The 13,084-nt window shown below is 36.8% G+C and carries 16 protein-coding genes; 12 read left to right on the top strand and 4 right to left on the bottom strand.

Annotation, left to right across the window (positions count from 1 at the left end; genetic code table 11):
* Positions 1–5 precede the first annotated feature (5 nt).
* From QOW94_RS01895 to QOW94_RS01870, 6 genes are all read left to right on the top strand, one after another.
* Entirely contained in the window at positions 6–791 is a 786-nt protein-coding gene (locus QOW94_RS01895; RefSeq protein WP_283678392.1) for a MurR/RpiR family transcriptional regulator, read from the top strand.
* A 171-nt stretch (positions 792–962) separates the two neighbouring features.
* The gene (gene pnuC / locus QOW94_RS01890; RefSeq protein ID WP_283678391.1) at positions 963–1,685 is read left to right on the top strand and encodes a nicotinamide riboside transporter PnuC; all 723 of its coding nucleotides are present in this window, start codon (positions 963–965) and stop codon (positions 1,683–1,685) included.
* A gap of 553 nt (positions 1,686–2,238) precedes the next feature.
* Positions 2,239–3,885 carry a peptide ABC transporter substrate-binding protein gene (locus QOW94_RS01885; protein WP_283678389.1) on the top strand — a complete coding sequence of 549 codons (1,647 nt, stop codon included), beginning with the start codon at positions 2,239–2,241 and terminating at the stop codon, positions 3,883–3,885.
* A gap of 13 nt (positions 3,886–3,898) precedes the next feature.
* Positions 3,899–4,417 (top strand): hypothetical protein, encoded by a 519-nt coding sequence (locus tag QOW94_RS01880; RefSeq protein ID WP_283678387.1) that lies wholly within the window; start codon positions 3,899–3,901, stop codon positions 4,415–4,417.
* A 17-nt stretch (positions 4,418–4,434) separates the two neighbouring features.
* The gene (locus tag QOW94_RS01875; protein ID WP_283678386.1) at positions 4,435–4,974 is read left to right on the top strand and encodes a M20/M25/M40 family metallo-hydrolase; all 540 of its coding nucleotides are present in this window, start codon (positions 4,435–4,437) and stop codon (positions 4,972–4,974) included.
* 5 nt (positions 4,975–4,979) lie between these two features.
* Positions 4,980–5,714, top strand: a complete 735-nt coding sequence (locus QOW94_RS01870; RefSeq protein WP_283678385.1) for a gamma-glutamyl-gamma-aminobutyrate hydrolase family protein — start codon at positions 4,980–4,982, stop codon at positions 5,712–5,714.
* 54 nt (positions 5,715–5,768) lie between these two features.
* Here QOW94_RS01870 and QOW94_RS01865 read toward each other — a convergent pair whose 3' ends face one another.
* From QOW94_RS01865 to QOW94_RS01855, 3 genes are all read right to left on the bottom strand, one after another.
* A complete protein-coding gene (locus QOW94_RS01865) occupies positions 5,769–6,158 on the bottom strand; it encodes a hypothetical protein (protein WP_283678383.1) in 390 nt (129 codons plus the stop codon).
* Positions 6,159–6,308: 150 nt separating this feature from the next.
* Positions 6,309–6,692, bottom strand: coding sequence for a hypothetical protein (locus QOW94_RS01860; protein ID WP_283678380.1), 384 nt, complete (start codon positions 6,690–6,692; stop codon positions 6,309–6,311).
* Positions 6,693–6,766: 74 nt separating this feature from the next.
* Positions 6,767–7,150: a hypothetical protein gene (locus tag QOW94_RS01855; protein WP_283678378.1), complete on the bottom strand. Its 384-nt coding sequence runs from the start codon at positions 7,148–7,150 to the stop codon at positions 6,767–6,769.
* Between the two features lie 505 nt (positions 7,151–7,655).
* Here QOW94_RS01855 and QOW94_RS01850 point away from each other — a divergent pair.
* From QOW94_RS01850 to QOW94_RS01830, 5 genes are all read left to right on the top strand, one after another.
* Positions 7,656–8,081, top strand: coding sequence for a hypothetical protein (locus tag QOW94_RS01850; RefSeq protein ID WP_283678376.1), 426 nt, complete (start codon positions 7,656–7,658; stop codon positions 8,079–8,081).
* Positions 8,082–8,100: 19 nt separating this feature from the next.
* Entirely contained in the window at positions 8,101–8,511 is a 411-nt protein-coding gene (locus tag QOW94_RS01845; RefSeq protein ID WP_283678375.1) for a hypothetical protein, read from the top strand.
* Positions 8,512–8,618: 107 nt separating this feature from the next.
* The gene (locus QOW94_RS01840) at positions 8,619–9,629 is read left to right on the top strand and encodes a Dam family site-specific DNA-(adenine-N6)-methyltransferase (protein WP_283678373.1); all 1,011 of its coding nucleotides are present in this window, start codon (positions 8,619–8,621) and stop codon (positions 9,627–9,629) included.
* Positions 9,630–9,730: 101 nt separating this feature from the next.
* Positions 9,731–10,207: a type II restriction enzyme gene (locus QOW94_RS01835; protein WP_283678371.1), complete on the top strand. Its 477-nt coding sequence runs from the start codon at positions 9,731–9,733 to the stop codon at positions 10,205–10,207.
* Positions 10,208–10,211: 4 nt separating this feature from the next.
* Positions 10,212–11,216: a DUF6997 domain-containing protein gene (locus QOW94_RS01830; protein WP_283678370.1), complete on the top strand. Its 1,005-nt coding sequence runs from the start codon at positions 10,212–10,214 to the stop codon at positions 11,214–11,216.
* A 40-nt stretch (positions 11,217–11,256) separates the two neighbouring features.
* Here the strand turns inward: QOW94_RS01830 and dcm are convergent, their stop codons facing one another.
* A complete protein-coding gene (gene dcm, locus QOW94_RS01825; protein WP_283678369.1) occupies positions 11,257–12,522 on the bottom strand; it encodes a DNA (cytosine-5-)-methyltransferase in 1,266 nt (421 codons plus the stop codon).
* Between the two features lie 111 nt (positions 12,523–12,633).
* On the opposite strand from dcm, the gene QOW94_RS01820 reads away from it, so the two are divergent.
* Positions 12,634–13,071 carry a very short patch repair endonuclease gene (locus QOW94_RS01820; protein WP_283678368.1) on the top strand — a complete coding sequence of 146 codons (438 nt, stop codon included), beginning with the start codon at positions 12,634–12,636 and terminating at the stop codon, positions 13,069–13,071.
* Positions 13,072–13,084 lie beyond the last annotated feature (13 nt).

The following is a 13,084-nucleotide window of genomic DNA, read 5'->3' as shown; positions in this document are numbered from 1 at the left end:
TTTAAATGAACTTTTTCGAGATAATCAATCCGAATATTGAAAAACTAACAAAAAACGAATATGAAATTCTGGATTACGTGATCAAGCACATGAACGAAATCCATAATCAAAACATTCGAGAAGTCGCAGCGGCGTGCTTTGTTTCTACAACCACCTTTTTGCGGTTTGTCAGGAAAATTGGCTTTTCCGGTTATAGTGAGTTCACGACCGTTATCAAGTATACAGTTCTGAACAATCAGGATAAGCCAAAGGAAAAAGCAACCTTTGACATGAAGCAGACTGATTACCGGGAAGAGTACCTTAAGAACATTGAGGAAACCGTGAGGGTGCTTGATGATAATAAGTTGAATTCGCTGTGTGAAATGATGATAAAAAAGCCGAAAATTTTTATCTTTGCAAAGGGATTCAGCAAATACTCGGCAGAGTATATTGAATATTTGTATACTTTGGAAGGATTCCTAGTGGTGTTTCCCAAGAATTTTGAACAACGAAAACTGGCGTATAGAAACATTGGTAAGGATGACTTGATTTTTGTGATGAGTTATAACGGGGATGACCAAGAACTGATCCATATTATTCAAGTAATAAAAAATCAATGTCAATATGCCTCGTTGGTGTCAGTTACGGGAGCTAATAACAATAGTATTCAGAATTTGAGTGATTATAACCTTTACATGTTTTCTGATGAAATTCATGACCATACTATTGAAATAACCTCGCATGTGTCGATGATAGTGATAATGGAACTATTGTTGTATCAATTTAGAGAGTATCAAAAAAGCGCTAAGTAATTATATATATCATAGAGCATCTCGAATATATCACATGAACACGTCAAGAACCGCTTCACACCGGTCCTCGGCGTTTTTTATTTTCTGCCATTTTCTTATAGTCAACGCCCTTCATTTGTTCTATACTTTAACCACAGTTTTGAAAAATCAATGAAAGTGGGAGATTCATTTATGGAAACTGCACATCATAATTGGTGGTACAACCAACTTTTTACCAATTGGAAAAAGTTCGAGGTTATTTACGTTACAGCTCTTATTCTGCTTCAAATCGTTGTTTATGCACTAGCTCCAGATACGTTTATCGGGATGATTTCTGGGGTCACCGGGGTCCTATGTTTAATATACGGAATGAAAGGACGCAAAATTTCTTTCATTTTCGGATTTGTTCAATGTGTTGCGATGACTTACATAGCGTGGATCAGTCATGCATACGGATCATTTGCGATGGACATTGTCTACGTAATTTCTCAGCCAATCGGCTGGTTCATGTGGGGAAAGGACGAAGCAGTTCATTCTTTCCAACCAAAGACGAAGCGGTGGTTGTTTCTCGGTGCCTTTGTTGCGTGGGGCATCGGCTGGTACGTTCTTTCGATGCTAAACGGTCAATTACCATACTTTGATTCAATCAATTTTGTGGTTAGTTTTATCGCTCAAGTGCTTTATGTGCTGAAGTATCAGGAAAACTGGCCACTGTGGATTGTTGTCAACATTGCCAATGTTATTTATTGGGGAACGTTGGCCGTTCAGACGCTGACTGGTGCAACCGACATTGGTTCGCTTGGTGCAAACTTATCGCAAGTTGCTCTCCAAGCTGCTTTGTTATTCAACTCAATCTACGCTACCAAGGTGTGGAGTAGTGGTGAGGCGGATAATGAAGGGGGAGCGGGAAAATAAATTTTTGATTTTCCAAATGCCTTTGTGTGGCTATTTATCATTGAATTGTAAGAAACGGAAACTGGAGTGAGGTTTCCGTTTTTTTGTTTTCTAAATACCGTAGCAAATTGATATTAGGGCATATAGGTGACATCGAAATGTAACCATTATTAATTTTTTTAAGATGCATTGACTTTTTGTTTTTATTATATTAAGATTCTTTCCAATCAATAATTCATTTAAATTTAATGTGCATTGAAGGGAAGAGTATTCTTACAAGTAGATCTGCAGAAAGCCTTGCTACTGAGATAAGGTGGTCGAAAGTTTGATGAAGATGAGCCCAGAGCAGACGAGATGGTCAAGTTGGCTGTCGAGTCGTTTGGATACGTTAATGTCCACTGCTTGAACACGAGCTGTTGAGGTCTAGTTGTAGGTGTGAGTTTTATTTCTAGACGAATATAAGGTGGTAACACGATAAGTCGTCCTTTTATTAGCATGGAATCTGTGCTAATGAAGGGGCATTTTTTATTTATATGAATTGTTGATAAAAGATAAATGGAAAAGAGGAGATTGTATGTTAAAGAAGTCAATAAAGAGGACTACTGGATTTGTTTCGATAGTAGCATTGGGATTGGTGATAGCGGCGTGTGGTAGTAAAAAGGCAGATTCAAATGGTTTAGCAAGTAATCAGACCATTAACTTGGCGGTTTCAAGTGAACCAACGACCTTAGATATTGCTAAAATAACGGATTCGGTTTCATTTCAGCAAGTTGATCAAACTACCGATGGCTTGTATAAGTACGATTCAAAGGGAAAAGTAGTTCCTGCTTTGGCAACTAAACTTGCAGTTTCCAAAGATGGTAAGACATATACGATTGATATTAGGCATGATAGCAAGTGGAGCAACGGGGATAAAGTTACTGCGGAGGATTTTGTTTATTCCTGGCAACGGGCAGTTACCCCTAAGACCGCGAGCCAATACACATACTTATTTAGCCCCATTAAAAATGCTGATGAGATTGCAAGTGGAAAATTAGCACCTTCAAAGCTAGGGGTTAAAGCGAGTGGAAAATATCAACTGAAAGTTACTTTAAATAAACCAACTACGTACTTCAAATTGGTGTTGGCAAGGGAAACGTTGTATCCACTGGACAAAAAAGCTGTTGATAAGTTTGGTAGCAAGTATGGAACTCAATCAAAATATACTGTGTACAATGGGGCCTTTATTAGCAAAGGCTGGACTGGTAGTAACGATAGTTGGACATTAGTTAAAAATAAAAATTATTGGAATTCAAAAGCAGTTAAAGCAGATAAGCTCAGCTTTAAGGTTGCTAAATCACCAAGCACTTCATATAGTTTGTATCAAGCAAAGAAATTGGACATTGTCAGTTTAACTGGTGAACAGGCGGCACAATTAAAGAACAATAAGGATGCAGTAGAAAGAAAGCTAGCTGCTACTAAGTACTTACTGTATAACCAACGTAAGTCAATCCTTAAGAATAAGAATATCCGCTTAGCATTCTCGTTATCCATCAATCGCAAGCAATTGACAAATAAGGTCCTTCAGAATGGTTCAACGCCATCAAAAACGTATGTACCTGAAGGGTTTGCTAAGAATCCGACAACTAAAGAGGATTTCGCAAAAGAGCCATACGTTAAGAATACAACTGATTACAATCCAAGTTTAGCGAAGAAGTACTATGAAAAAGGACTTAAAGAGTTGGGCAAGACTAGTCTTAACCTAAATCTAATGAGTTCTGATGATGATCAAACTAAGAGTATTGTTGAGTTTATTCAAAGCAACCTTCAGCAAAATCTCCCAGGATTGAAAATCAATCTGCAATCAGTTCCGCTTCCAACTCTTATTGCTAGAGATAACGAAGGTAACTTTGATATCACATATATTGGATGGTCAGCTGATTTTGCTGATCCAATCTCATTCTTATCAAATCTAACCTCAAAAAGTCCTGAGAATTCCGGCAAATGGGCAAACTCTGATTTTGATAAGGCAATTGAAAATTCAAACAATCGTGATGCCAATAATGCGGAAAAGCGATGGGAAGATTTAGTAGCCGCCGAAAAAGCATTGTCAGAGGATCAAGGCTTGACACCTTTGTTTAAGCCAAATTCTGTCGACTTAGTTAACCCTAAGCTCAAAGGGGTTGTATATGATGAGATTAATGGTCATTATGATTACACCAAAGCATATTTAGTAAAATAAGGAGATAATATAATTGAATAAGCAAGCAAGTTTAAAATTGATTGAATCACTTTCAAATGCTAATGGCCCAAGTGGATTTGAGGATGAGGTCTGTAGTCTCATAGAGAAAGTGGCGTCACCATTTAGTTCTGGTTTTAAAGCAGATCCGATGCATAACTGCTATATTCCAAACAATCAAAATAATATTTCTAAAGAAAAGACGATTATGATTGATTCTCATTTGGATGCAGTGGGCTTAATTGTCCAGGCCGTCAAGCCGAATGGAACTATCAAATTTGTACCTCTTGGTGGTTGGGTTCCAGCAAACTTGACCGCAGAAAAGATGAGAATTAGGAATAAGGATGGAAAATGGGTTCATGGTTTAGTTGCCACAAAGCCCCCTCATTTTATGACTGACGCTGAAAAGAAAGAACCGGTAAAGATTGAAAATTTGGTGATCGATGTTGGGACGACTTCTGCGGAAGAAACCAGAGAGTTGCTTAAAATTGATACAGGTGTCCCATTGTCCCAGATACGGAATGGGAATATTTAGAAGCTCAGGACGTAATGATGGGGAAGGCCTTTGACAATCGAATTGGAACAGCTGCTTTACTAACGGCACTAGAGGATTTGAAGGATGAAAACCTAGAAACTAATGTTATCGGGGCCATTGCGGCACAAGAAGAAGTTGGCTGCCGTGGGGCAAAGGTAACAGTCCGGAAAGTAAATCCGGATGTTGCAATTTGTTTGGAAGGCTGTCCAGCTGACGATACTTTTACTCCTGAGTGGTTGATTCAAACGGGGATGCATCGGGGGCCAATGCTCCGTGATATGGATACATCATTTATTGCGACACCCAAACTTCAGAAATTGGTTGTTGAAGAAGCAGAGAAAAATAATATTCCATATACCAGAGCGGTCAGAACTGGTGGTGGAATTGATGGCTCAGAGTTTGTTAACTATGGGGTCCCAACGATTTGTATAGGAATTCCTGTAAGATATGAACATACCAACTATGGTATGGTGGCGTATGATGACTTTCAAAATACAGTTGAACTACTAAAGTTAGTAATTAAAGCTCTTGATAATAAAATGATAGAACGGTTGTGATTTGAATGACAAAAAGGGAACCGATTATTGGAATCCCAGCAGAAATTAGAACATTTAATGGGTCACTTAGAAACAACGTTAATGAGGGTGAAGTCAAAGCGATTCTAAAACACGGTGGGTTACCTCTATTAATTCCAACCAGGAATCCTAAAATTATGGATAAATACATTGACTTGATTGACGGGCTGCTTTTACCTGGGGGAGCGGATGTTGCTCCAAGATTTTATGGTGAGGAGCCAATCCCAGAAAATGGTGGGGTGGATCCACTGTTAGATGAAAGTGAAATTAATCTGATTCATTCTGCGTTTGAAAAGCATATTCCAATATTTGCAATTTGCCGAGGAATCCAAATTTTAAATGTTGCATTGGGTGGTAGTTTGTATCAAGATTTAGCAGCTCAGTATCCAGGGAAAACTTTTCAACATACGCAAAAAAATAACATTTCGGAAACTGCACACTTTGTTTTAGTTGAGGAGGGGTCTGAAGTAGTTAAGTCCTTTGTGGATAACAAAGTGTTGGTTAATAGCCACCACCAAGCAATTAAAGATATTGCTCCGGGACTTGTAGTTACAGCAACCGCCGGTGATGGTGTGATTGAAGCAGTGGAATCCACAGATGGGTTAGCCATAGGAGTACAATGGCATCCAGAGTTGATGTTTGAACAAGATGAAGCTGAAGATAACCTTTTTGAGAGGTATATTGAAAAAGTTAAGGCTAACAATAGCTTAAGAGTGGATTGAGAAAAGGTTCGAATCGTAGTCGATTCGAACCTTTTTTGGTGGATATAAGTCAATCTATTTGCTAACTCTTTGCATCTTGATCCAATCATTAGCTTTTGAAAAGCCCAGATAATAAATATGACGATTGGCATATTTGATTTCTGTTGAATCAGAAAATTCCGAATATAGAGTATATCTGAATTTTTTTTGATTGGTTTTCATAACTTTAGTTTGAAAAGTGTGGCCCCCGCTTTGCTTAATATAAGCGTATTTACCCGCAGTGAGTTTAATTTTGAAGTATCCGCCCTTGAATTTTTGAATCCAGGTGCCACGAGCAGCCTTCGTAACTTTAGTGGCTTTCCAGCCCTTGGGTGTGTAGCTGGCTTTTGCTGAAGCGGTTACGGCGGGTAGCAAACTTAGTGCGGTGATGCAGACGGTTACGAGTTTGATAATTTTTTTGATCATGGTTGATCCCCCCCGATAGTTTGGTTTTGGATAAATGAATCAGTAGATACATGCTAATAATAGCATTTTTATTGTGTGGGTAAAGTTAGACACTGTTTTAAATATAGGAATAAAACAAAAAATTCAAATCATTATGATTTGAATTATTTATTATTTATATTTTGCCATCATAAAAGACTGAATAGGATCTGAGACTTCAATTTTCGATCCGTGTTTTATAACTTTTATTGAGCCACTTCTACCCAGCGTTTTTCCTTTAACTACATATTTTTTACCATTCTTTTTCCAACTTACGTTTGTAATGGGATTAGAATTTTTGTCCAAAATACAGTAGACGTTTTTCTTTGTGACCTTTAATCGATAGACACCCTTTTGGTGAATACTAGGCATTTTTTTATAAAATTCAGCCCAAATTCCTCTCAAAAACTTTGGAGTGCCTTTGTGCCATGTAGCAGCATTTGCTGTAGTCGCAGATATTCCACCAAAAACTAAAGTTGTTGCCATTGTTGATACAGTTAAAATCTTTTTATTCACAATAAATTCCCCGCTTGATTAATAGTTTTGAAATTTTGTTCATTTTTAACAATGAACCTAATGAATCCCTATTCCTATTTCAATTTAGCTAGCATCATTGTTTGAGCTGAATCTTTGTATTGAAGCTTTGAGCCATGTTTTTTGATTTGAAACTTAACCGTTCTACCCGATGATTTACCAGTTATGTTGTAATGATTACCAGCTTTCCGCCACTTGATGTGTGACAAAGGCCAACTATTGCTATTTAAGGAACAACTCATTTTATATTTGGTAGATTTGAATCTATATACATCTCTTTGGTTTGATTTAGGCATTTTTTCATTGAACTGTACCCAATTTCCCCGGAAAAACTTTGGCGTTCCTTTGTGCCATGTAGCAGCATTTACTGTAGTTGCAGATACTCCACCAAAAGTTAAAGTTGCTGCCATTGCTGATATAGTTAAAATCTTTTTATTCATAATGTGTTCCCCCGTTTGATAAGTTATTTTGAAATTCTAGTCATTTTTCCCCATGATCTATTAAGCATGTACAAGCTGTGATGTGACCACTTTACGACGGTTGGATCTGCTTGTGGACTATATAAATAAAACTGATTCTTCTTATGATTAAATTTAGAAACGGCAAGTTGGAATTTTGCGGTGTTGTTATCTTTTCTGTAAGCAAACTTGTACTTAGTTATGTAAATCTTGGTGTAAACGTGTTTGTTATAATGATAGATTCAAGTTCCTCTACTGGATTTTGGCATCCTTGTTAGTTTAAAACTTGAAGTGGATTTGACTGATTTTTGACTTGCAAACGAAGTCTGGCTTGTGGAAACACCCATAAACCCTATAGCCATAGTTGTTAATATGGCTGATTTAATTAATTTCATATTTTAATCTCCCCCCAAAAATAGTTTGTCTTATATTGACAGGTGTATTATAAGTATATTATCAATATAGAATAATAAATGGGGGAATACAAATGAAATTATCGAAGATGGGATTATCAGTTGTTACTGGAATTTTGATGCTTTCTGGAACTGGTGTTTCTGCGTCAGCGATGACCACTCCAAAATCACTGAGAGGTCATTGGTATTTTAAAGCAGGCGATAACATGAATAGCTATAAGGTAACCAAGCACGGAATTTATGAAAAGGAAAACCAAAGCAAGACGTTTTACATGCCTTTAAAATATAAAGGAAAAGCTAAGATGAAGATTGGTAATCATCATTGGAAAAAATACCCATGGTACAAATTTGATTATGATTTCTCATACGCACCTTATAAAATGAAAATTGCAGGTAAGTATCAAAGAGTGATGCTTTCAACAAGAGAACAAGGTAAAGGAATGGCGGTTTATACTAGCTTTGTGCCGGCTTTTATGTATACGGTTCCGGCTAAATTTTAACTTGGAGGATCTATTTGAAATGAAAAAGATATCATTGATACTACTAGCAGGGGCAATACTTACTACTGGTGTTGCGACAGAAACAAATGCCCACGCAGCTAAATGGCACTCTGGAATGCCAAGTGCGCTAAAGGGTAAGTGGAAAACAAGAACGATAAAACGAACAATTGGTAGTGATACTAACCGTCTGTTGGTAACAAACAAGAAAATGGAGTTTGCCACGATGATGGGGATGCCTGACCAATTTGAAAACTTAAAGTGGAGCAAAAATGGTAAAGCAACGTATACGGTAAAGGCCCGTAGATTTATTGATGGGTTTAAAAGGCATCACACCATGAAGATCAAAAAGATCAGTAAAAACAGGATGTATGTGGTGTTGGATGGGAAAAAGTTTTTGTCATCGAGAAGTAATTTGTTTGCAAGAATTTAAAAGAATGAATGATTATCTTTCGTATTTTATATTTAGTCAAAAATAAATTGTCATTAGCTGTATTTATGGATATAATATAGTCAACGAATACGAAAGACGAGATGCCTATGCAAATCCAAGAAATTTCCAAAGAATATAATTTAACGTTAAAGAGCCTTGCCAATAGGGCTGGAATAACCTACACAACTCTTGCTTCAATGAAGAACAAACCCCTAACTGAGTGGAAGCCAGAGTATCTTAATTCAGTTTCTGAGGTGCTTGGAACCAATGTTATTGATCTTGCTAAAAAAGATAGCCTAGCTCCGTTTATTAAATGGGTTGGTGGTAAACGTCAACTTCTTCATGAGTTGAAAAAGTACGTTCCAGAAGATTTTGATACATATTATGAACCATTTATTGGTGGTGGGGCATTGTTGTTATCTATTCAGCCTCATCATGCTGTCATTAATGACTGGAACTTTGAGCTTACTAACACTTGGAATGCTGTTAAAAACAATCCAACTGAGTTAATTGAAGATTTGAAAGAGCACAAGCAGAACAATACGAAGGATTATTACCTTGATTTAAGGGCTGCCGATCGTGATGGTCGGATCGTTAAAATGACTTCTACTGAAAGAGCAGCCAGATTTATTTACATGAATAAGACTGGATACAACGGCCTCTGGCGGGTTAATTCGAAAGGGCAGAACAATGTTCCCTATGGCACATACGCAAATCCAACAATCGTTTCACCGACTATCATTCCTGTAAGTAATTATCTTCAAAAAAATGATATTACAATTTTGAACGGCGATTATCGGGTTGCTGTAAATGATGCAAAGACGAATGATTTTGTCTATTTCGATCCGCCGTATGTTCCTGTTAGCCCAACAGCTGCATTTACAAGTTATACTTCTGATGGCTTTGGCCTTCTACAGCAAGAGCAATTACGCGATACGGCTTTGAACTTGGCAGGCAGGGGTGCAAAGGTTATGCTTTCCAATGCAGATGTACCGCTAGTTCATGAACTGTATAGTGATAATGCTTTTCATATTCATGAGGTTCAGGCTTCAAGATCGATTAACTCTAATGGTAAAAAACGTGGCAAGGTTGGCGAAGTTATTATTACAACTTACTGATTATTAATGACGGAATTCTAAGAATTTCGTCATTTTTATATACAGTCATTTAATGACTTGTTATGCTAAAAAATGAATATATGAAATTAAAGGGGATTTATATGAAGTTAGTACATAAAGATTTAAAGCCAAATGAAAAACGAGATAATAATCCGAGTAGAGCTTGGAGCGTTCTGTTTGAAGTATATGGAATTACGCAAAAGATTGAGGATCATGGTTACTTTGACATTAATACAAATCAGATGATGCGAAATGAAACTGTTAGAAGGGCATATCGTGAAAGATATCCTGAACATTCAAACAATATTCCGGATAATCGAAATATTTTAAAATTTGATTTTTCGTCTGACTTACCAAATATCTTTAAAGAATATGGACTAGAAATTTTACCTGTCGGGAAAAACAATTATCGAATTGCTACTTTTGATATGTATCATAAGATTGAAAATAAGGCTGTTCCTATTAGTAAGGTTAATAGTTCAATTGAAATTGCAAGTCTGGACTTTAATAACATTACGACAGAGCCAGCCGCACAAGCTGTTGCCGAAATAACTGGGATGTTAAAAGCGATTTTTTAGAGACTTGGATTCAAGAAATGAAAATGTTGTTAGTACTTTGAGTGGTAAGAATAACGTTGATGGTGCCGAGTTTGTTTTAAATACAAAGCAAAATGAAACTACTGTTAAAAAAATGCCAATTACTTTAAAAACGTGGCAATCGGAGATCGACGGAGTTTATGAATCTGAAGGTTCTGTTATGGTGATTGAATCAAAAATGAAGCTACCAGAGGATTTCAATATTCGTCAGTTATTTATTCCGAATATGTTAGTTCATAAAATAATGGATAACACAGGTATCTATAAAGATATTTATACCTGTTATTTTGTAAAAACTGCTGATGATTATCAGTTTAACGTCTATCAATTTACTGATCAGGGAGATTTGAATTCATTGCAATTTATAAAAGAATATCGGTTTACAGTTGGAGATAATACCAGTGAAACTTTGACTAGGGATGAGATGATTTCAATGATTGAATCAGTCCCTGTAAAGCCTTATCCAAAGTATTCTGATGGAAATTTTGTTTCATATCCTCAAGCAAATAATGTTCAAATGGTAGTTGATTATCTTGTTATGTTGTCTACTGGTGAAACCTATAAAACTGATAGTGATGAGAAGGTCAATGTGGGTAGTAAAGAGGCCTTTATGGACGCATTTAAGTATGATGCCCGCCAATTTGGTTACTATTCAGATATGCTTGGGTATCTTGGGCTTGCAGACAGGAAAAAGCATAATTATGTGTTAGAAACGGTGCTGACTGAAACTGGCAAAAAAATTGCGGTAGCTAATAAAGATAATAGATATAAGCTATTAATTGAGCAGCTAGCGGGTCATGAATCATTTAGGTATGTTTTGCTTAAGTTATTAAAGCGATTAGATGTTTCAAAATCGGAATTAGCAGCTGAAATTTTAAAGGAAACTGCTGATTTGCCTGAGACTAGAAAGATAGGGGTAACAACAGTTAACCGTCGTCAATCAGGAGTTAAATCATTTGTTAAGCAAGTGCTGGAAAGTGCGGGATATTGATAAAAAAACTAGCTACAGAAAGCAGCTAGTTGATGGTATATTAATGATAGATGGGTGCAGTTTTTACAGTATCTTTGGTTATTTCTTTTGGTTCCATACTGATGATTTTATCTATGCCCTTACCGATTTTAGTTACTAGTCCACAAACTAAAGCATTACCCATCGTGAAGTATCGAGCACTTTTTGGCATACCTTCAGTCCAGTTGTCGGGGAATGTTTGCATTCTTTCGCATTCTAATGGTGTTAATAACCTTAACTTACCAGATGTTTTATCTCGGATAACATGTGTGCTTCGGTTTATAGAATGTTCAGAGGTGAGGATTGTTCGTCCGGGCCTATCTAGTAAATCGGGAAATGACATTCCACCTTCACTATAGTTGTAACTATAACCGGCTGGTGTTGTGCGAATCTCTTTTTTCGATCCCTTTAAATACTTAAATTTCTCTAATTTTTCTGGTTTATCCTCAACAATTAGAGTTTCATCGTTGACTTCATCTAAAACAATATCGTTTAAAACAGTAAAAGGCCCAGAGTAGTTAGCCTCATATTTAGCTGTAAACACATCGGTTCCATGCATAATACCAGTGTTTTCAAAATGAAAGGAGAATGTATCAGAAAAATCTACAATATCTAAATAATTGTCAAGAGAGGTTTCCTTTTCCATAGTTAAGGATTGCTTTATTGGTAATGCTTCGTTATATACGCTGTAATTAATCAGCGCCAACTTGAGGTTTGAAGCTTCGCTTAAACTTTTAAAGTAGTTGGTGCTTTTTCTATATGCAAATATAAAAACTCGACGCCTTTTTTGTGGGAAGCCATAGTCTGCAGCATTTATAACACGCCATTGTGCTCCGTACCCTAACTGGTTAAGAGTATAAAGAATCATTCCAAAATCCCTTCCACGCTGCTTTTTCCCAGGAGAAGATAGAAGGCGATCAACATTCTCTAACAAAACAAAAGGTGGTAATTTTTCTTGAATGGTGTCTCTGATATCCCACCATAATACCCCCTTTTTTCCCTCAATACCTTTAGCTCCGGAATGTGCAACAGAGTAGTCTTGACAAGGGAATCCCCCGACAAGCAAATCAAAATCAGGAATTTGTGTCTTGTCAACAGTGTTAATATCCTCGTTTGAGAGTATTTCTGTACCACTAAAGTGTTTGGCATAACAGTCGAATGCATACTGATTCTTTTTCCCTGGTTCCCACTGGTTAGCGTACACGAAAGACCATCCCGTATTTAAAGCGTCTAGTCCAACGTGAAATCCGCCAACGCCTGCGAATAGCTCGGCTACCCTTTTTTTCATATTTATTAATACGCCCTTTCGTTATTGGTTCAGTACTGCCATTATACATGTTAGAAGCTTTAGTGATCAAATGTTTTTTGTTTTGGTTTTTTGCTAGGAGGTGCTTTGAAGTTGAGATTTCCAAAAAATTATAAAACTACTACTGAAACGTCAAAAAGAATGAGCCACATTCATCTCAAAGAAAGTAAGGCTGAAACTCTTCTTGCTAGGTCACTTTGGCATGAGGGAATCAGGTATCGAAAAAATTACAAAGAGATCCCCGGATCACCTGATATTGCAATCACTAGATATAAAATTGCGGTTTTTGTGGATGGTGAGTTTTGGCATGGAAAGAATTGGAATGATAGAAAAGAAAAGCTAAAGCGAAACAGAGATTATTGGATCAAGAAAATTGAAGAGAACATCAATCGTGATAAAAGAGTTGATGTTACCCTTGCTAAAATGGGATGGATTCCAGTACATTTTTGGGAAGAGGATGTATTAAAGCATACTGACTATTGTGTTCAATTGGTTTTGTATTTTATTCGTGATCGAATGGATAAAATATAAATCGGTATTATAC

It is taken from the genome of Lentilactobacillus sp. Marseille-Q4993, assembly GCF_951230165.1.
Classification (GTDB): domain Bacteria; phylum Bacillota; class Bacilli; order Lactobacillales; family Lactobacillaceae; genus Lentilactobacillus.
The sequence above is the reverse complement of the archived record's forward strand: the minus strand, read 5'-3'. Positions and strand labels throughout refer to the sequence as shown.